The sequence below is a fragment of the Vibrio sp. TRT 1302 genome, from assembly GCF_050113875.1.
In the GTDB taxonomy this organism is placed as follows: domain Bacteria; phylum Pseudomonadota; class Gammaproteobacteria; order Enterobacterales; family Vibrionaceae; genus Vibrio.
Genome location: NZ_JBNJOF010000001.1, coordinates 562,173 through 580,063, shown reverse-complemented (window position 1 = coordinate 580,063; position 17,891 = coordinate 562,173). Strand labels below are relative to the sequence as shown.

The window sequence follows — 17,891 nt, the reverse complement described above, 5'->3', positions numbered from 1 at the left end:
TGTTCACTCGGCAGCAATGAACAATGGGCTGTAATCTCGATAGTATTACCAAACCAACAGATACTAAAAAGGCGACTCAAGAGCCGCCTTTTCTTTAACGAAATTCTTCGCTAAACGCTGACTAAGTAAAAATTACTTAGAGATGTGAGCGATTAGGTCTAGAACTTTGTTTGAGTAACCGATTTCGTTGTCGTACCAAGATACAACTTTAACGAAGTTATCAGTTAGAGCGATACCAGCTTTAGCATCGAATACTGAAGTTTGAACTTCACCGATGAAGTCTTGAGATACAACTTGATCTTCAGTGTAGCCTAGAACGCCTTTTAGTTCGCCTTCAGAAGCTTCTTTCATTGCTGCACAGATAGCTTCGTAAGATGCGCCTTTCTCTAGGTTAACTGTTAGGTCAACTACAGAAACGTTAGCTGTTGGTACGCGGAAAGCCATACCAGTTAGTTTGCCGTTTAGTTCTGGAAGAACAACGCCTACAGCTTTAGCAGCACCAGTTGAAGATGGGATGATGTTCTGAGAAGCACCACGACCACCGCGCCAGTCTTTAGCAGAAGGACCGTCTACAGTTTTTTGAGTTGCTGTAGTAGCGTGAACTGTAGTCATAAGACCAGATACGATACCGAACTTGTCGTTAAGAACTTTAGCAACAGGCGCTAGACAGTTAGTAGTACAAGAAGCGTTAGAAACGATGTCTTGACCAGCGTAAGTAGCGTGGTTAACGCCCATTACGAACATTGGAGTAGCGTCTTTAGAAGGACCAGTTAGAACAACTTTCTTCGCACCAGCAGTGATGTGCTTACGTGCAGTCTCGTCTGTTAGGAAAAGACCAGTTGCTTCAGCTACTACGTCAACACCGATTGCGTCCCATTTTAGGTCTTCTGGGTTGCGCTCTGCAGTAACACGTACAGTTTTACCGTTAACGATTAGGTTACCACCTTCAACTTCAACAGTACCGTTGAAACGGCCGTGAGTTGAGTCGTACTTAAGCATGTATGCCATGTAATCTACATCGATAAGGTCGTTGATACCTACTACTTCGATGTCTGCGCGCTCTTGTGCTGCACGGAATACGAAACGACCGATACGGCCAAAACCGTTAATACCTACTTTGATAGTCATTATAGTTGCTCCACAACTTAATTTCTGATTAAAGATAACTGGTAGTAAAATTACAGAATCCAGTCAAAATCTGCAACAGATAATCGGACTTAACTTGTTTAAAGTCAAAAAAAAGCGTCGCTTTTTTTCACAATTAGTCGCAAATGGTCATGTTTTGAACGGATTACTGGTTTTTTCCCTAGCCAGTTGACGTAAAATAGTTCAGATGTTGACAGCTGTGCTGAAAGTTTAACCATCCTGTTATGGTCTCAAAGTATGTGCTACAAAGGTTATTGTTCGCAAGTTTTTCGCGAAAAAAGTCAGAATAAAAAATGAGAATGTGGAGATTTAAGCCCGTGAAACATAAGGTAGAAAAGGTTGTGAAGCCTGATGAATACTGGCGTGAGATGTTGTCTGATGAGCAATATCGTATCTGTAGGGAGCAAGGTACAGAGGCACCGTTCTCCGGTAAGCTGCTGCATAACAAACAAACCGGAGTTTACTCTTGTACCTGCTGCCAAGCACCACTATTCACCTCAGACAATAAGTACGATTCGGGGTGCGGTTGGCCTAGTTTTGATGCCCCTATCAATAGTGAGGCGATTCGCTATTTAGAAGATCTCAGTCACGGAATGGTGAGAATTGAGATTAGATGTGCAGCCTGTGATAGCCATCTGGGTCACGTTTTTCCTGATGGACCTAAGACGACAGGTGAGAGATTCTGTGTGAACTCTGTGTCGTTAATTTTCAACAATTCATAAAAAAAGCGGTGATTTAATCACCGCTATTTGTTTTATCCTTTCAATGAATGGTTTAGGGCTACTTAAACTTAGGTACGACTGACGCGTTGAACGTCCCGTTGTTCACCATCTCTTCTATCTTCCCTGCAATATCATCTAACTGGCTATAAGTACTGCTATCAAAACCGTATAGCAATTGCAGCTCACTTTCCGAAGCAATGGGTACGTTGAAGCGTTGCGCTACCATAGTCCAAATATAAGCCTCTTCTTTATTACCGAGTCGATAGGTGGTGCTTGCCAAGGATTTGAATATTTCAGTGTTAACTTTGCCGCGCTTAGTGAGCTCTAGTGCGTGAACAAGAAGTTGACGCGTCTTAGCTTGGTCTCTGCTGGTATAGAATGTTGCCAAAGCATACTGCATCTCAGCCGTTTCGAGAGACGGTGTCCCTTCTAACTGCAAAAACGCTCGGCGGGCTGGGTCACTGCCTGTTTGACTCCATAAAAAATAGAGAGATTGAGGGGCATTGGATTTTTCTAGTCGAGAGACAATGGCCTCTAGGTCTTGGCCTGAGTTAATTAATGCATCAAAGCGACGTTGTTTGAGTCCTGACTGATCAATGGGCTGAATTTGAGAAGCAAGTTCAAGGCACTTCTTGTAAGTTGAAAGTAGTTCGTACTCTTTGATGTAGTTATCGTCGCTTGGGTTTTTCAACACTTCGAAGCGATGCCAAATTAGATCCGTCCGTGGCACTCGACACTGACCGTCTCCGACATTAAGACGTTGGCATTGAAGCCCTGGATTATCATTACAAAGTTGTTCAGTATTCTTGTTTCCTTCAAAACAACCAGTGAGCGCAATACTGGCGCTTAGTAAAGTGAGGACATTCGTTAGTTTCATATTATTATTGCTTGTGATCCGTTACGCTTATTATTAGCAGTTGCCTTGACTCAAGCTCCCAGCCAGTTAATGTTCGTCTATCTTGATTGATTATAGGATATACCATGGACGCAGAGCAGTTAATTAACGCCATCACACCTGAGGCATATGAGCGTCTACTTTTTGCTGTAGAAACAGGTAAGTGGCCTGAGGGTACCCCACTTTCTCAACAGCAGCGAGATTCTTGTATGCAGGCTGTGATGTTGTATCAATCTAAACATAATTCTGAAGCTCAGCACATGACGGTTGCCAAAGGTGGAGAGATTAGCTTTAAGTCTAAAGCGGAACTGAAGAAGCAATTCCAACAAGGGCAAGAGGATATTGTGCGCGTTAATCCTAATTTGAATGACTAACGCTTCAATAAACTAAAAAGCAGGCATGATGCCTGCTTTTTTTTATCGGTGCTTTAACCGCAGCACTTTTTGAATTTTTTGCCGCTACCACAAATACAGGGGTCGTTACGACCGATTTTCAACTGGCTAATGGTTTGGCTCAATCGAACATCAGCAGGCTTTTGTTCTTCGGGGAACGTGCCGTCGATATAGAACCAAAGGCCATCTTCTCGAACGAATCTTGACCGTTCTTCTAAACAGTACTGTTGGCCATCTTGATTGAAAAAGGCTTTGAATGTGACAAAACCTTCGTTGTCATCTTGCCCTGACTCTGTGCCGACAACGTCTAAGCCACACCAATCACTGTTAATTGACTCAGCTATCTCATCACGCTGCTGCGGGGCGTTACAACTCGGGTGATAGGTGTTTACCACATAGTCTACTAAGCCTTTTACGTGTGCTGAGTAGCGCGAACGCATCAGTTGTTCGGGGGTTTTGGCTAGTGAATGGTTGTCATGGATAGGTTCACAACAGACGCTGTAATCTTGTGAACTGCCACAAGGACACGAACTCATAAAGACTCCAATTAATTCGTTTTAACCGATAGAAGATCTGCAGTCCATTTCACCGATGAATCGTAACACTCGCTTAGAATGTCATGATCTAGGCCAATGTTTTCACATCGCTGATGGACTTCGTCCCACTCAGCGTGTTCGTACGCTTTGGTCAGGGTGAGAATGTCGCCAAGTATGCCTTCGTTGGCAATAATTGCGAGTTTTATCGTTTCGTCGATTGAGATTTCTTCGAGAATTTGTGCCAGTGGGCGATCAAGTAAACTGTCCAATAGCGAAAACATGCCGGTTAAGAATGCATGTCCTGGTTCGAGTTTGGTATCAAGATTAGAGGCCAGCAGCTCACAGTATCGCGCTCTTTGAATGGACAAGCCATACAAGTAATCTGGTTTGCTATTTTGCGTAGAGGCAAGCGCGACGAGAGAAATAAACTTGCGTAGTTTCTCTTCTCCTAGATACACCAACGCTTGCTTGAAAGATTGGATTTTTGAGCAAACGATAGAAGAAGAGTTAACAAAGGTCAGTAATTTATAGGACAGCGTCAGATCTTTGGTGATGAGTGCTTCAATTGCCGTGTAATCCATATCTGGCTTAGACACTTCAGTCAGTAACTGAACGACTGTCATGAAGGATGGTTCAAGCGATTTGCGGCTGATCATTTCGGGTTTACTGAAAAAGTAACCCTGAAAATAGTCAAATCCAGCGGATTTAGCTTGTTCGAACTCTTCATAGGTTTCCACTTTTTCTGCGAGGAACTCAATATTGGAACCAGCAAGTCTGAGTATAAAAATGCGAGCTTTTTCGATAGAAACTTGGCGGATATCGAATTTGATCAGGGAAATGTAAGGTAAAAATGGTTTCCATTCTCTGGTTGGCACAAAATCATCGAGTGCCATCTTATAGCCAAGGGCTGACATCTCTTTGACAGCCTGCAATAACTCTTTAGTGGGGGCACAGTTTTCTAAGATTTCAACGACGAGACTGTCCGATGGGAAAAGGGTCGGCACCTTATTTATCAGGCTTTGGTAGGGGAAATTGACAAAGCCTAACTTGTCTCCCAAGGTTTCATAGTGAGTAGAAAGGAAGTGATCTGAGAGTAGGCGACTTGTCGCTTGCTCAGGATCAATATCTGGAAACGTGTTTTTTGGGCCATCCCTAAACAGGAGCTCATAGCCAACCGTATGTTTATCTTTATCGAGAATGGGTTGTCTTGCTATATACGAGTGTTTCAAGGTAGTTACCGCGCTTCTTGTCTAAATTTATTGGATCAAAATCACCGGAAAGGGTACGCCATATTGTGCATAAGTTCAGTCACTTAACCAGAAAAAGGTCTTTGTTGTAGGTCGAAATTATTTTTGTTGTAGACCAATACTGAACCCTGAGTGTACCAGTCACCCAACACTATTCTAGTATAGACGCGATCACCTTGTTCAAAAGTGTGAACATTCGGCCGGTGTGTATGACCATGGATCATAAGCTCTACATTGTATTCGGTCATCATTCTCTCTACTTCGCCTTGTGTCACATCCATGATGTCTAGAGATTTGGTTTTCTTGTCATCTTTGATGTCAGACTGAACTTTGGACACAATCTTCTTTTTAATGAACATTGGAATGCGATTGAAAATCCATTGCAGCCAAGGCTGGTGTACTTTGGCACGAAATTCGAGGTATTTAACGTCATCGGTGCACAGGGTGTCACCGTGGAGTACGACGGCCTTAGTACCATAAAGGTCTATAACGGTTTCATCGCCAAGGAGTGTAACTCCCGTCTGCTTAGCAAATCGGCGGCCAACGAGAAAATCGCGATTACCCTGAGTAAAAAAACAAGGCACGCCGTGGTCAGTGAGTCTCTTAAATTCGTCCCGTACGCTTGAGGCAAACTCGGAGCGGTCATCATCACCAATCCAGAATTCAAATAAGTCACCAAGAACATAAAGTGCATCGGCGTGGATCGCTTCCTCGCGCATAAAGCGGATAAAGCATGACGTCGTTTCAGGTGTCGTCGGGGATAGGTGTAGATCAGAAATAAATAGTGTGGTCATAGTAGATTAAAGAAGAGAGCGCAGGGCGCTCTCTTGAATCGGATTATTCTTCGATTGTTGTGCTAGTGATGAACACTTCTTCAAGTGGCACGTCTTGGTGCATGCCCATAGAACCAGTACTTACACCTTTAATTTTGTCAACGATGTCCATGCCTTCAACCACTTCACCGAATACACAGTAACCCCAACCATCTAGGCTTTCGCTACGGAAATCTAGGAAAGTATTGTTGTTAACGTTGATGAAGAACTGAGAGCTTGCTGAATGCGGTTCCATCGTACGTGCCATCGCGATGGTACCTACTTTGTTGCTCAGACCGTTATTTGCTTCGTTTTTGATTGGAGCACGAGTCGGTTTTTCACGAAGACCAGACTCCATACCGCCACCTTGAATCATGAAACCATCGATAACACGGTGGAACAGTGTGTTGTCGTAAAAACCATCACGGCAGTACTGTAGGAAGTTTGCGCTAGTTTCTGGTGCTTTTTCTTCATTTAGTTGAATTTTGATGTCACCAAAATTTGTGTGAAGGGTGATCATGATTTTGTCCTTTACATATGTTTTTGACTTGAAGCAAAGATTCTAGCGTAACTTTTGCGACATTAATACGTGAAAAGCGCAGGTTGAGAGCTGAGTAGCAGTGCTAATGATGGCTTTTTAACCGTTTGAGGGATTACCTATTAGTGCATGACTTGATATACTGGTTCACTATTTTGATTCACCGGAAATATTAGAAAGAGATCATGTTAAAGATATACAACACACTCACAAGACAGAAAGAGGAATTCAAACCAATCAATGCCGGTAAAGTTGGCATGTATGTCTGTGGAGTAACCATCTATGATCTCTGTCATATTGGCCACGGTCGTACCTTTGTTTCTTTTGATGTTGTCTCTCGTTACCTGCGTTACCTAGGTTATGACCTAACGTTTGTGCGCAATATTACCGACATCGATGACAAAATTATCAAACGTGCCAACGAAAACGGTGAAAGCTGTGATTCATTAACGGAACGTCTGATTGGTGAGATGCACGCTGATTTTGATGCATTGAACATGAAGCGCCCTGATGTTGAGCCGCGTGCGACAGAATTTATTGCGGAAATCATTGAACTGGTTGAAAAACTTATCGAGCGTGGTTTTGCTTATGTAGCCAGCAACGGCGACGTTATGTTCGAAGTTAAGAAGTTTGACGAATACGGTAAGCTATCAAAGCAAGATCTTGATCAACTTCAAGCGGGCGCACGTGTTGATGTAGAAAGCGCAAAACGCAGTCCGCTTGACTTTGTGTTGTGGAAAATGTCGAAACCGGGTGAACCAACTTGGGAATCACCTTGGGGCCCTGGTCGTCCAGGTTGGCATATCGAATGTTCGGCGATGAACTCCTCAATTTTGGGCAACCATTTTGACATTCACGGCGGCGGTTCTGATTTGCAGTTCCCTCACCACGAAAATGAAATTGCTCAATCATGCTGTGCTCATGGTACTCAGTACGTAAATACTTGGATGCATAGTGGCATGGTGATGGTAGACAAAGAGAAAATGTCTAAGTCGCTAGGAAACTTCTTCACGATCCGTGATGTCCTTGAACATTATGATGCTGAGACCGTTCGTTACTTCCTAATGTCAGGTCACTACCGTAGCCAGCTGAACTACAGTGAAGAGAACCTCAATCAGGCTCGTGCGTCTCTTGAGCGTTTATACACGGCTCTACGTGGATTGGATCTGGCAACGCCAGCCGCTGGTGGAGAGGAGTATGTTACTCGCTTTGCAGAAGCAATGAATGACGACTTCAATACACCAGAAGCTTACTCAGTGCTGTTTGATATGGCGCGTGAGATCAACCGTCTTAAAACTGAAGACTTATCGGCGGCAAGTGCTTTAGGTTCATTGATGCGCGAACTCGCTGATGTGATTGGTATCTTGCACCAAGATCCTGAAGCGTTCCTTAAGGGTGACGCTGGCAACGATGATGAAGTGGCAGAGATTGAAGCGCTGATTAAGCTACGTAACGATAGCCGTGCTTCAAAAGATTGGGCTAACGCAGATATGGCTCGAGACAAGCTAAACGAGATGGGTATCGTGCTAGAAGATGGTCCAGAAGGCACCACTTGGCGTCGTAAGTAATAGATCTCGATGCGATTGATGCCTTGTTCAGTTTTAGACCTGTGGGTGAGCGTTAAGTCGATCGCATTGGTATAGCAATTTTCTAAGGGCTGTTTATTCAGCCCTTTTGTTTATTTTTTTGATTATTTTGATGGGTAAAAACAGTGGCTCAGATGTACTTCTACTACTCTGCAATGAATGCGGGTAAATCAACCACTCTTCTTCAATCTTCGTTTAACTACCAAGAGCGAGGAATGACACCAGTTATTTTTACCGCTGCGTTAGACGACCGTTACGGTGTCGGTAAAGTCAGTTCACGTATTGGTTTACAGTCGGATGCGCATCTGTACAACTCTGCAACCAATCTCTATCAGGAAATTTCTAGCCTTAATGAAGTCGAGAAGCGTCACTGTATCTTGGTCGATGAGTGTCAGTTCCTGAGCAAAGAACAAGTTTACCAATTGACCGAAGTGGTTGATAAACTTCATATTCCAGTATTGTGCTACGGATTGAGAACCGATTTCTTAGGTGAGCTGTTTGAAGGGAGCAAATACTTGCTGTCTTGGGCAGACAAGCTTGTAGAACTAAAAACGATTTGTCACTGTGGCCGCAAAGCGAACATGGTTATCCGTACGGATGAAAATGGTGTTGCGATTGCCGAAGGCGATCAGGTCGCAATTGGTGGCAATGATAAATATGTTTCTGTCTGTCGTCAGCACTATAAAGAAGCGCTAGGTAAGTAGCAGATACAAAAAACGGAGCGCTAGCTCCGTTTTTTGTGTGTATTCGATAATCTGAGATTAACGAGCACGGAAGACGATGCGACCTTTAGATAGATCGTATGGAGTCATCTCTACAGTTACTTTGTCACCAGTAAGAATACGGATGTAGTTCTTACGCATTTTACCAGAGATGTGAGCAGTAACTACGTGGCCGTTTTCTAGCTCAACACGGAACATTGTGTTTGGAAGAGTATCAAGGACAGTGCCTTGCATCTCAATTACGTCTTCTTTAGCCATTTAATCCTCTTTTCAAAATGGACAATTCCAACCGGCGCACAATGCCGATCAAAATGAATTATGTAAAGTTGGGGCGTATTCTACCCTTGCCAACGCTGATTTACTAGCCTTTGATGACGCTGAAAACGGACTTTATAGTTCATCGCCGGACATTCATCAATTTGATAGCCCAAATAGAGCCACTGCTTACCTTGCTCAATACAGTATTCAGCTTGGAATAATACCGCTAAGGTACCTAAGGATAATGAGTGTTCAGGTTCAAAAAAGGTGTAAAACGCACTGGCGCTATTCGACAAGATATCTGTCACAGCGATCGCGACAAGTTGTTGCTCTTGGTAAATATGGAGAAACTGAGTGTTTAACCAATTGCATTTCGAAAATTGAGCAAACTCCTCTTTTTTAGGAGGGTACATTGATCCACTTTTGTGGCGTGACTCAATATAACGGGCATATAAATCAAACCAGTTATCGTCCATCCTCTCTTTCAATTGCCAATGATATTGAGCCGCTTTTTTTAATAGGCGCTTTTGATTGCGTGATGGTTCAAAATCGGGAATAGAAAGGCGTAGCGCTTGGCAGGATTGGCACTGATCACAATGGGGTTTATAGATCGTATCACCACTACGTCTAAAGCCGTTGGCTAACAGTACCTCATAGCTTGAGCCGCAATGCATGGCAGGATCAAGTGCGACAGCAACGCGTTCCTGACGATCGGCTAAATAGCTGCAAGGATGACAGTCAGTCAATCCAATGCGGATTTGTTGCAGATCAGAACTCATTTATCTCCTCATATTTCACAAGTGAGCCACTGATTGTTAAAACAGCCTTCAATGACAGGTTGGTTCTTAAATGATAGCAGTCTTTGCATGAAATCTTCACGCTGCAACTCAATAGCGCCGAGTGATTTTAGGTGGGCATTCATGACTTGGCAGTCAATCAGTTCCCCTGCATACCTTTGAAAGTGGTTGCATAAATACCATAAGGCAATCTTAGATGCGTTGGTTTTTAAACTAAACATCGACTCACCACAAAATAGTTTTCCGATTGAAAGACCATAAAGTCCACCAACCAACTCTTCCTGATGCCAAACCTCGACGGAATGACAGTGACCCGATTTTGCCAGTTGTTTATAGGCATCCCGCATATCTTCATTAAGCCAAGTTTCATCCTCATGACGAGTCGAGGCACACAAGTCGATGACACGTTCTGTTGCTTGATTAATACTGACTTTATACTGATGCTTTCGCTGAAATTTTTTGAGACTTTTTGCTGGTTCAAATGTCTTAGGATTAAAGACTGCTCTTGGCGAAGGGCTCCACCAGAGAATCGGTTCGCCAGGGCCATACCATGGGAAGATGCCGTTTTGGTAGGCCAAAAGTAATCTGTCTGGTTGGAGATCGCCGCCAAAAGCCAGCAGGCCATTGGGATCAGCCAGTGCTTCCAAAGGTGAGGGGAACCAGAGTTCATCACAGTTAAGTTCAGTCAGATATATCGCCATGAATAAATAGAGGAAACAAGAATGAAGAAGTTGTTATGGATCATATTGGTTTTTCCCCTGATTGCCAATGCAGCTTACCAAAGAAATACCGCACGGCCAGTCAACGAAGTGGTGTTTGGTCAAGTTGATACGGTGCGATATATCACCCAGCAAGAGATCGTCAAATCACAAGGTTCAGGATGGGAAACACTCCTTGGTGCCGTGGTTGGTGGAGTGGTTGGTAATCAATTTGGCGGCGGGACAGGCAAAGAAGTGGCTACCGCCGTTGGAGCGGTTGCCGGTGCCGGTATCGCACGTAGTAGTGCGAACCAAGTCTATCGGATGGAGCATAAGCTGGTGGAGTTGTTGATTGAAACCGATCAGGGGAAATTAATCGATGTCATTCAGGACATAGACAGCAGTATGCTTTTTGAAAAGGGCGATAAGGTTCGTATTCTATATTTTGATGATGGCGTTAGAGTCGATAAAGAGTATTGATAGTCATAATAGGCACCAAAGTCCCGACGACATATTTATTCAGTTTAATTGTGACTTTGCTCTGGTTTTACTAAGGCTTTTTAGATAGGCTGCAAGTACGAAGAATTTTTCATCATCTCGTTTAGGAAGACGGGATGAGCAAGGAACATCAATTTAAATGGAAAGCCTTACGTTACAACCTATCAATAAAGTCAATGGTGAGGTCAACTTACCGGGTTCAAAAAGTGTTTCAAATCGTGCGTTACTTCTCGCAGCCTTAGCAAGTGGTACAACACGATTAACTAATTTGCTCGATAGCGACGATATTCGTCATATGCTGAATGCACTGAGCAAGCTAGGCGTGTCTTACCGTCTATCTGATGACAAAACTGTGTGTGAAGTCGAAGGTTTAGGTAAGCCTTTTCAAGCGACAGAAGCACTAGAACTGTTTTTAGGCAACGCAGGTACAGCGATGCGTCCCCTTGCTGCCGCATTGTGTCTAGGTCAGGGAGAGTTCATCTTGACGGGTGAACCTCGCATGAAGGAGCGTCCTATTGGTCACTTGGTTGATGCATTGCGTCAAGCAGGCGCTAAAATTGAGTACCTAGAGAACGAAAACTACCCACCACTCAAAATCTTCGGCACGGGGCTGAAAGGCGGAACAGTCGAGATTGATGGCTCGATTTCAAGTCAGTTCCTAACGGCTTTCTTAATGTCGGCACCACTTGCTCAGGGTGATGTAACGATCAAAATCGTTGGCGAATTGGTCTCAAAACCATACATCGATATTACGTTACACATCATGGCTCAGTTTGGCGTTGAAGTAGAAAATAACGACTACCAAGAGTTTGTTATCCGTCATGGTCAACACTATGTTGCACCGGGGGATTTCTTAGTTGAAGGTGATGCATCATCGGCTTCTTACTTCCTAGCGGCGGCTGCGATCAAAGGCGGCGAGATTAAAGTGACAGGTATTGGTAAGAAGAGTATTCAAGGCGATATTCAGTTTGCCGATGCTCTTGAAAAAATGGGTGCTGAGATTGAGTGGGGTGATGACTACGTTATCTCCCGCGTGGGTGAGCTTAAAGCAGTCGATATGGATTTCAACCATATTCCTGATGCGGCAATGACTATCGCAACTACGGCACTATTTGCCAAAGGTACGACCGCGATTCGCAATGTGTATAACTGGCGCGTGAAGGAAACCGATCGTTTGGCGGCGATGGCGACTGAGTTGCGTAAAGTCGGTGCTGAGGTGGAAGAGGGTGAAGATTACCTGATTGTGACACCTCCGGAACAACTGATTCACGCTGCGATCGATACCTATGATGATCACCGTATGGCGATGTGTTTCTCCCTTGTTGCACTCAGCGATACACCAGTGACCATTAACGATCCGAAGTGTACTTCAAAAACTTTCCCTGATTACTTTGATAAGTTGGAAGGGTTGAGTTCGTAGAGCGCTTTGTTTGTGGAGAACGAAACCGGATGTCTCCATACCGGATATTTAATTTGGTGTGGTTCGACAAGCGCGTGATTCTCGTTCTTGGCAAGGTCTAAGTGTGCTCCCGAAGGAAACACTAAAAATCAAAAAGGGTTGGCTAATGATGCCAACCCTTTCTTGTTATCCAGTTATCTAGCTCTCTAGTTATCCTTCAAGCGTGAACTCTTTCGACAAATGATGTGCTAAGTACTTAAACATATTAAAGACAGCCGTTGTCTTCGTTGTTGGTAAGCCATTGTCATCAAGAAAATAATTTCCTTTGAACACTAAGACGTCGTCTTTTTCTTCAACGCTGTCGGCTCTCATGCCATCAATGTAATCATCGTGTTCTTGGATGATGTGATTAGCAATCATGAGAAGCTCAAGTTGTGAAACGACTTTTTTTTCGCTCATTGGGGGATACCTTTGTAGATGATTTCTTCTAAGTGAAGAGGTTTGCTGAAAATTGTATGAATAATGACGATAAAATCAATTGCGATAGATCAATCGCACTGCGGACACTTAGTCGCTTAAGCTTGTGGGTTTTGTGACTGGTGGCAAAAAACCTTATCTAAAGTTGGCATCGTAGATCTTATGCCGTTTAGTATGTGGCGTTTTCATAAGTTGCCCGAATCAATCGCGCATTATTTTGTCGTTTGGTAATGCTTACCATTTCTAAGACATCGCTGCATTGTCGAGCAGTCAATGTAGAAATTAAAAAAAGATATTGATCTTCTTGCAATCTCGCTCAATAGTAAAAAAAGAAGCAAAGTATTAAGTATATCGTGCGATATGTATCGCACTTGATAAAGGACACTTGAGTCAATTATGGGTAAGTCACTGGTTATTGTGGAGTCGCCTGCTAAGGCGAAGACCATCAATAAGTATTTAGGTAAGGACTTTATTGTAAAGTCCAGTGTAGGTCACGTACGTGACCTACCGACTGCTGGTCAAAGCACGGGCCAAAAAGCTGCGGCCGTATCAACCACAGGCTTAAGTGCTGAAGAAAAAGCGCGCATCAAGAAAGAAAAAGATCGTAAGTCACTGATTAAAAAAATGGGCATTGACCCATACCATGGCTGGGAAGCGAACTATCAAATTCTGCCGGGCAAAGAAAAAGTCGTTGCAGAATTACAGAAGTTAGCCAAAGACGCAGATTGCGTTTACCTAGCAACCGATTTAGACCGCGAGGGAGAGGCTATCGCTTGGCACCTTCGTGAGATCATCGGTGGCGATGAAGAGCGATACAAACGCGTTGTATTCAACGAAATTACAAAAAATGCTATCCAACAAGCGTTCGAAAAGCCGGGCGAATTGAGCATGGATGGCGTTAATGCGCAACAAGCACGTCGTTTCATGGACCGTGTGGTGGGCTTTATGGTCTCGCCACTGCTGTGGAAGAAAGTCGCACGTGGTCTGTCTGCTGGCCGTGTTCAGTCCGTTGCGGTAAAGCTATTGGTTGAACGTGAGCGTGAAATCAAAGCGTTTATTCCAGAAGAGTTCTGGGATATCCATGCTGATACGAAAACGCAAGACAAAACAGATTTCCGTCTGCAAGTCGCGCAGAAAGATGGTGTTGCGTTTAAACCGGTTAACGAAGCCGAAACTAAAGCGGCTATTGCTGTGCTTGAAAAAGCGCGCTATGAAGTGTGTAAGCGTGAAGACCGTCCTACATCAAGTAAACCATCCGCACCATTTATCACGTCTACGCTGCAACAGGCTGCCAGTACGCGATTAGGTTACGGTGTTAAGAAAACCATGATGCTCGCTCAGCGTCTTTACGAAGCGGGTTACATCACTTATATGCGTACCGACTCAACAAACTTGAGTGCGGAAGCGGTTGAAACTGTGCGTGGTTATATCGGTGATGAGTTTGGTGAGGCATACCTTCCTGCGAAGCCAAATGTCTATGGCAGTAAGCAAGGTGCTCAAGAAGCGCACGAAGCGATTCGTCCATCCGATGTTTCTGTGAAGTCTGAAGATCTTCAAGCAATGGAAGCCGATGCGCACAAGCTATATTCATTGATTTGGAACCAGTTTGTTGCCTGTCAAATGACCCCAGCTCAGTACGACTCCACTACGGTCAGTGTAAAAGCTGAAGAGTACACCCTAAAAGCTAAAGGTCGTATTCTTAAGTTTGATGGCTGGACTCGTGTTCAACGTCCACTAGGCAAGAACGAGGACCAGATCCTACCTGCGGTTCAAGTTGGCGACAGTATCGAATTGGTCTCGCTTGATCCTAAGCAACACTTTACTAAGCCGCCAGCGCGTTTTACAGAAGCTGCGTTGGTAAAAGAGCTTGAGAAGCGTGGTATTGGCCGTCCATCAACCTACGCATCAATCATCTCTACGATTCAGGATCGTGGTTACGTTAAGGTTGAACAACGTCGTTTCTATGCAGAGAAAATGGGTGAGATCGTTACTGACCGTCTAGACGGTAGTTTTGATGACCTGATGAACTATGAGTTCACGTCTCGTATGGAAGAGAAACTTGACCAAATCGCCGAAGGTGAAGCGAATTGGAAAGGCGTACTTGACGACTTCTTTAAGGACTTCACGAGCGATCTTGAAAAAGCTGAACTGGATGAAGATCAAGGTGGCATGAAGCCTAACCATATCGTATACACCGATATCGAATGTCCGACATGTTCGCGTCCTATGGGTATTCGTACGGCATCTACCGGTGTGTTCCTTGGTTGTTCTGGCTATGCACTACCGCCTAAAGAGCGTTGTAAGACAACGATCAACTTGGGTGACGAAGACGGCATTATCAATGTTCTGGAAGAGGACGTTGAAACAGCGGCACTACGAGCTAAGAAACGTTGTCCGATTTGCGAAACCGCGATGGATGCGTATCTGATCGACGATAAACGTAAAATGCACGTTTGTGGTAACAACCCAAATTGTGATGGTTACGTTGTTGAACATGGTGAGTTCAAAGTGAAAGGGTACGATGGCCCTGTTGTCGAGTGTGACAAGTGTGGCAGCGATATGGTGCTCAAGAACGGTCGATTCGGCAAGTACATGGATTGTACGAGTGAAGAGTGTAAGAACACACGTAAGATCCTGAAAAACGGAGAAGTCGCGCCTCCGAAAGAGGACCCTGTTCATTTGCCAGAATTGCCATGTGAGAACTCAGATGCTTACTTCGTACTTCGCGATGGTGCGTCAGGTTTATTCCTAGCGGCGAGTACCTTCCCTAAATCACGTGAAACACGTGCGCCTCTAGTGGAAGAACTGGTGCGTTTTAAAGATCGCCTTTCGGCCAAGTTCCATTACTTAACGGAAGCACCAGAAAAAGATCCTGATGGTTTACCAATGGTGGTTCGTTTTAGTCGCAAGTCAAAAGAGAACTATGTCCGTACTGAAGTCGACGGTAAGCCTACTGGCTACACCGCACTTTATGTGGACGGTAAGTGGGAAATAACGGATAAGCGCAAGAAACCTGCAAAAAGCAAGTAGGGTATAGAATACGAAAGGCAGCCGATAATGGCTGCCTTTTTTTTTAGCCGAACGCTTGTCTGTTTTCATATTTATGAGATCAATATACAATTATTCACCTATTGGTTGTTAATATACTGTGATTCTCAGTCTGTCTTTTGACAATATTATCTCTAGCTTCTATTGATTTAGAAGAATAACGGGAAGGGCACCATGAGACAGAGATTAAGGCTTCTAACTATCATTATCGCAGGTAGCTTGGTTTTGGTGATAGCCGCTTTTACTATCTCAAAACGAGTGCTAGATAGCGTGATTGAGGGATTGCTGTGGGAGTTTGCTCAAGTCTCTGCCAAACATGACGCAGAAGTGTTAAAGCCTATAACGGCTCAGTCCGAGATCGTAAAGCAGTTGGCTACTCATCCCAATATCACTTCATGGGCGCAAAACAGCGAAGATTCAGTCTACTTAGCCGTTGCAGAGGATACACTCGAACACTTTCGTTGGCAGCTGGCGTCCAAAAACTTCTTCGTCGCCTTAGATCAGAACCTGTCTTATCACTACAACGATGTGAATAGCATCCGCCAAGGAACTTTCTTTCGCCACTACCTGGATCCAGATGCGATTACCGACAAATGGTTTTTTGAGCAGAAGTCGAGTGGAATCGATCTCTCCGTCAATATCGCTCATGATGTACATCTGGGCTTAACCAAGATCTGGATTAATCAGACCATAGAAAAGAACGGTCTGTTTTTAGGTATTCTCGGCACAGGTATCGATTTTACGGAACTGATCGAGCAGTTTCATAACTCACACCCCACAGGGATAGATACCTACTTCATTGATGAACAGATGAGGATTCAGCTGGTTCTAGGCGTCGATTCTGTTCAATACCCACTGCGTGATAGTCGTTCAAGGAAACCCCTGCTCAGCAGTGTAATTAGCAACGAAAAAGATTATCAAGCGCTCGAAAAACTGATGAAGTTGCAGAAGAAAGGCCAAGAAGCGCAAGTACTGATGGTTAACCAAGGTGGTGGGCGAGCCGCTGTTGCGATTCACTACATCGAGTCTCTAGGGTGGTATGAAGTGACCTTTGTCAGCATTGAGGCAATAGTGCCGACATGGGTGAATACCCAACTCTATTTCCCACTGCTTGCTGTAACCTTAATCGTCGCAGTTCTTCTCTTTGGTTGGCTAGTCAAGCACTGGTTAGCCCCTCGAGAATATTGGAATCAGCGCATTTATCGACTTGTGCAAGACAACTCAACAGGCCAAGATGGCGCTTCACTCAATCTTGAACAGTGCTTGGATGTGCTTGAGCACGAGTTACAAAATAGTCGCAAGGGATTAGATAATCTGGTTGCGTCTAGAACGGCGATACTGGATGAGCTATCAACATTTGATGTCTTGACCCAGATACATAACCGTAGAGGTCTAGAAAAAGAGCTCAGTGCTGAGTTAGCGCGCTCTTCTCGTGAACAGTATCAGTTTGGTTTGCTGTGGATTGACGCTGGAATTAAGGTGCAATCTGACTCTGAAGAAGAGAGTCATCAATACCAAAATGCTTTGCAGTTGGTGGCGAGAGGCTTACAACGAGCGATTCGGGAGTACGATGTGGCGGCAAGATGGGCGGAAGATGAGTTTTTGGTGCTGGTTAGATGTGGTCAAACTAGGACTTTAGAACGCATCGCCGAGCGCATTAAGCAGTATGTCGATTCACATCAAGATAGTGACACCATTCATTCCCACCATTTGATCAGGCTTTCTATTGGTGGAGCACTTATTCAACCTCAGATGAGTTTGCAACAAGCTCTCGCGTTGGCAGACAGTTCATTGTATCTGGCACAGTCCAACCAATCGACGATTCACATTCACACTGTGCCAAGTGAAAGGCAAACGGCTTGATTTATCTGGGGTTCAACCCTAGGTAATACCCTGATTGTATTCACCGAAGCTATGCGAGCGAAGTCACGTTAATGTAGTTAATTTGTTGCTTGTTTGTGACCTTGTGGCGAGATAGTGTGAGCTATCGCAGAGGGCTGAAAAGCAACAATTGTGAGCTCCAAAGGACGGCATGTTTTAAATTGTAATCTTCCTGAAATACGATAACTTATAATAATCCTTTTACGCCAAGAACTAGGCTTAGAGTCTTGCGCGGCAGC

The 17,891-nt window shown here is 44.3% G+C and carries 18 protein-coding genes; 8 read left to right on the top strand and 10 right to left on the bottom strand.

Annotated features, from left to right (window positions below; genetic code table 11):
* Nucleotides 1-132: 132 nt before the first annotated feature.
* Nucleotides 133-1,128 (bottom strand): type I glyceraldehyde-3-phosphate dehydrogenase, encoded by a 996-nt coding sequence (gap, locus tag ACQEXP_RS02710; protein WP_269377151.1) that lies wholly within the window; start codon nt 1,126-1,128, stop codon nt 133-135.
* Nucleotides 1,129-1,463: 335 nt separating this feature from the next.
* Between gap and msrB the strand changes: the two genes are divergently transcribed.
* Nucleotides 1,464-1,868, top strand: a complete 405-nt coding sequence (gene msrB, locus ACQEXP_RS02705; protein WP_138972392.1) for a peptide-methionine (R)-S-oxide reductase MsrB — start codon at nt 1,464-1,466, stop codon at nt 1,866-1,868.
* A gap of 58 nt (nt 1,869-1,926) precedes the next feature.
* On the opposite strand, the gene ACQEXP_RS02700 is transcribed toward msrB, so the two are convergent.
* Nucleotides 1,927-2,745, bottom strand: coding sequence for a DUF2989 domain-containing protein (locus ACQEXP_RS02700; protein ID WP_426967990.1), 819 nt, complete (start codon nt 2,743-2,745; stop codon nt 1,927-1,929).
* A gap of 104 nt (nt 2,746-2,849) precedes the next feature.
* On the opposite strand from ACQEXP_RS02700, the gene ACQEXP_RS02695 reads away from it, so the two are divergent.
* Nucleotides 2,850-3,137: a YeaC family protein gene (locus tag ACQEXP_RS02695; protein ID WP_269377153.1), complete on the top strand. Its 288-nt coding sequence runs from the start codon at nt 2,850-2,852 to the stop codon at nt 3,135-3,137.
* Nucleotides 3,138-3,190: 53 nt separating this feature from the next.
* Here ACQEXP_RS02695 and ACQEXP_RS02690 read toward each other — a convergent pair whose 3' ends face one another.
* From ACQEXP_RS02690 to ACQEXP_RS02675, 4 genes are all read right to left on the bottom strand, one after another.
* Nucleotides 3,191-3,691 (bottom strand): YchJ family protein, encoded by a 501-nt coding sequence (locus tag ACQEXP_RS02690; protein WP_426967989.1) that lies wholly within the window; start codon nt 3,689-3,691, stop codon nt 3,191-3,193.
* An 11-nt stretch (nt 3,692-3,702) separates the two neighbouring features.
* Nucleotides 3,703-4,920, bottom strand: a complete 1,218-nt coding sequence (locus tag ACQEXP_RS02685) for an EAL and HDOD domain-containing protein (protein WP_269377155.1) — start codon at nt 4,918-4,920, stop codon at nt 3,703-3,705.
* An 83-nt stretch (nt 4,921-5,003) separates the two neighbouring features.
* On the bottom strand, nt 5,004-5,732 hold the full coding sequence (gene lpxH / locus ACQEXP_RS02680; RefSeq protein ID WP_426967987.1) for a UDP-2,3-diacylglucosamine diphosphatase: 729 nt from the start codon (nt 5,730-5,732) through the stop codon (nt 5,004-5,006).
* A 43-nt stretch (nt 5,733-5,775) separates the two neighbouring features.
* On the bottom strand, nt 5,776-6,270 hold the full coding sequence (locus ACQEXP_RS02675; RefSeq protein WP_269377157.1) for a peptidylprolyl isomerase: 495 nt from the start codon (nt 6,268-6,270) through the stop codon (nt 5,776-5,778).
* Nucleotides 6,271-6,473: 203 nt separating this feature from the next.
* Between ACQEXP_RS02675 and cysS the strand changes: the two genes are divergently transcribed.
* The gene (gene cysS, locus ACQEXP_RS02670) at nt 6,474-7,856 is read left to right on the top strand and encodes a cysteine--tRNA ligase (protein ID WP_269377158.1); all 1,383 of its coding nucleotides are present in this window, start codon (nt 6,474-6,476) and stop codon (nt 7,854-7,856) included.
* Between the two features lie 143 nt (nt 7,857-7,999).
* A complete protein-coding gene (locus ACQEXP_RS02665) occupies nt 8,000-8,578 on the top strand; it encodes a thymidine kinase (protein ID WP_269377159.1) in 579 nt (192 codons plus the stop codon).
* A gap of 57 nt (nt 8,579-8,635) precedes the next feature.
* On the opposite strand, the gene infA is transcribed toward ACQEXP_RS02665, so the two are convergent.
* The 3 genes from infA to aat form a co-directional block, all read right to left on the bottom strand.
* Complete coding sequence (gene infA / locus ACQEXP_RS02660; RefSeq protein WP_001040192.1) at nt 8,636-8,854, bottom strand: translation initiation factor IF-1; 219 nt, start codon at nt 8,852-8,854, stop codon at nt 8,636-8,638.
* Nucleotides 8,855-8,934: 80 nt separating this feature from the next.
* Nucleotides 8,935-9,633, bottom strand: a complete 699-nt coding sequence (locus ACQEXP_RS02655; protein WP_269377160.1) for an arginyltransferase — start codon at nt 9,631-9,633, stop codon at nt 8,935-8,937.
* An 8-nt stretch (nt 9,634-9,641) separates the two neighbouring features.
* Nucleotides 9,642-10,352, bottom strand: coding sequence for a leucyl/phenylalanyl-tRNA--protein transferase (aat, locus tag ACQEXP_RS02650; RefSeq protein ID WP_426967984.1), 711 nt, complete (start codon nt 10,350-10,352; stop codon nt 9,642-9,644).
* Nucleotides 10,353-10,373: 21 nt separating this feature from the next.
* Here aat and ACQEXP_RS02645 point away from each other — a divergent pair, with 21 nt between their 5' ends.
* Both ACQEXP_RS02645 and aroA read left to right on the top strand, forming a co-directional pair.
* Entirely contained in the window at nt 10,374-10,829 is a 456-nt protein-coding gene (locus ACQEXP_RS02645) for a glycine zipper 2TM domain-containing protein (RefSeq protein WP_269377162.1), read from the top strand.
* Between the two features lie 157 nt (nt 10,830-10,986).
* A complete protein-coding gene (gene aroA / locus ACQEXP_RS02640; protein WP_269377163.1) occupies nt 10,987-12,267 on the top strand; it encodes a 3-phosphoshikimate 1-carboxyvinyltransferase in 1,281 nt (426 codons plus the stop codon).
* A gap of 189 nt (nt 12,268-12,456) precedes the next feature.
* On the opposite strand, the gene ACQEXP_RS02635 is transcribed toward aroA, so the two are convergent.
* The gene (locus tag ACQEXP_RS02635; protein WP_269377164.1) at nt 12,457-12,705 is read right to left on the bottom strand and encodes a YciN family protein; all 249 of its coding nucleotides are present in this window, start codon (nt 12,703-12,705) and stop codon (nt 12,457-12,459) included.
* A gap of 414 nt (nt 12,706-13,119) precedes the next feature.
* On the opposite strand from ACQEXP_RS02635, the gene topA reads away from it, so the two are divergent.
* Both topA and ACQEXP_RS02625 read left to right on the top strand, forming a co-directional pair.
* Entirely contained in the window at nt 13,120-15,753 is a 2,634-nt protein-coding gene (gene topA / locus ACQEXP_RS02630; protein ID WP_426967981.1) for a type I DNA topoisomerase, read from the top strand.
* Between the two features lie 192 nt (nt 15,754-15,945).
* Nucleotides 15,946-17,634, top strand: a complete 1,689-nt coding sequence (locus ACQEXP_RS02625; RefSeq protein WP_269377166.1) for a GGDEF domain-containing protein — start codon at nt 15,946-15,948, stop codon at nt 17,632-17,634.
* Nucleotides 17,635-17,891 lie beyond the last annotated feature (257 nt).

Coding starts and splice junctions, on each gene's coding strand:
- ACQEXP_RS02695 (WP_269377153.1), top strand. CDS start 2,850: ATGGACGCAGAGCAGTTAATTAACGCCATCACACCTGAGGCATATGAG.
- ACQEXP_RS02655 (WP_269377160.1), bottom strand. CDS start 9,633: ATGAGTTCTGATCTGCAACAAATCCGCATTGGATTGACTGACTGTCAT.
- ACQEXP_RS02635 (WP_269377164.1), bottom strand. CDS start 12,705: ATGAGCGAAAAAAAAGTCGTTTCACAACTTGAGCTTCTCATGATTGCT.
- ACQEXP_RS02645 (WP_269377162.1), top strand. CDS start 10,374: ATGAAGAAGTTGTTATGGATCATATTGGTTTTTCCCCTGATTGCCAAT.
- ACQEXP_RS02625 (WP_269377166.1), top strand. CDS start 15,946: ATGAGACAGAGATTAAGGCTTCTAACTATCATTATCGCAGGTAGCTTG.
- lpxH (WP_426967987.1), bottom strand. CDS start 5,732: ATGACCACACTATTTATTTCTGATCTACACCTATCCCCGACGACACCT.
- aat (WP_426967984.1), bottom strand. CDS start 10,352: ATGGCGATATATCTGACTGAACTTAACTGTGATGAACTCTGGTTCCCC.
- infA (WP_001040192.1), bottom strand. CDS start 8,854: ATGGCTAAAGAAGACGTAATTGAGATGCAAGGCACTGTCCTTGATACT.
- topA (WP_426967981.1), top strand. CDS start 13,120: ATGGGTAAGTCACTGGTTATTGTGGAGTCGCCTGCTAAGGCGAAGACC.
- gap (WP_269377151.1), bottom strand. CDS start 1,128: ATGACTATCAAAGTAGGTATTAACGGTTTTGGCCGTATCGGTCGTTTC.
- ACQEXP_RS02690 (WP_426967989.1), bottom strand. CDS start 3,691: ATGAGTTCGTGTCCTTGTGGCAGTTCACAAGATTACAGCGTCTGTTGT.
- cysS (WP_269377158.1), top strand. CDS start 6,474: ATGTTAAAGATATACAACACACTCACAAGACAGAAAGAGGAATTCAAA.
- ACQEXP_RS02700 (WP_426967990.1), bottom strand. CDS start 2,745: ATGAAACTAACGAATGTCCTCACTTTACTAAGCGCCAGTATTGCGCTC.
- aroA (WP_269377163.1), top strand. CDS start 10,987: ATGGAAAGCCTTACGTTACAACCTATCAATAAAGTCAATGGTGAGGTC.
- ACQEXP_RS02675 (WP_269377157.1), bottom strand. CDS start 6,270: ATGATCACCCTTCACACAAATTTTGGTGACATCAAAATTCAACTAAAT.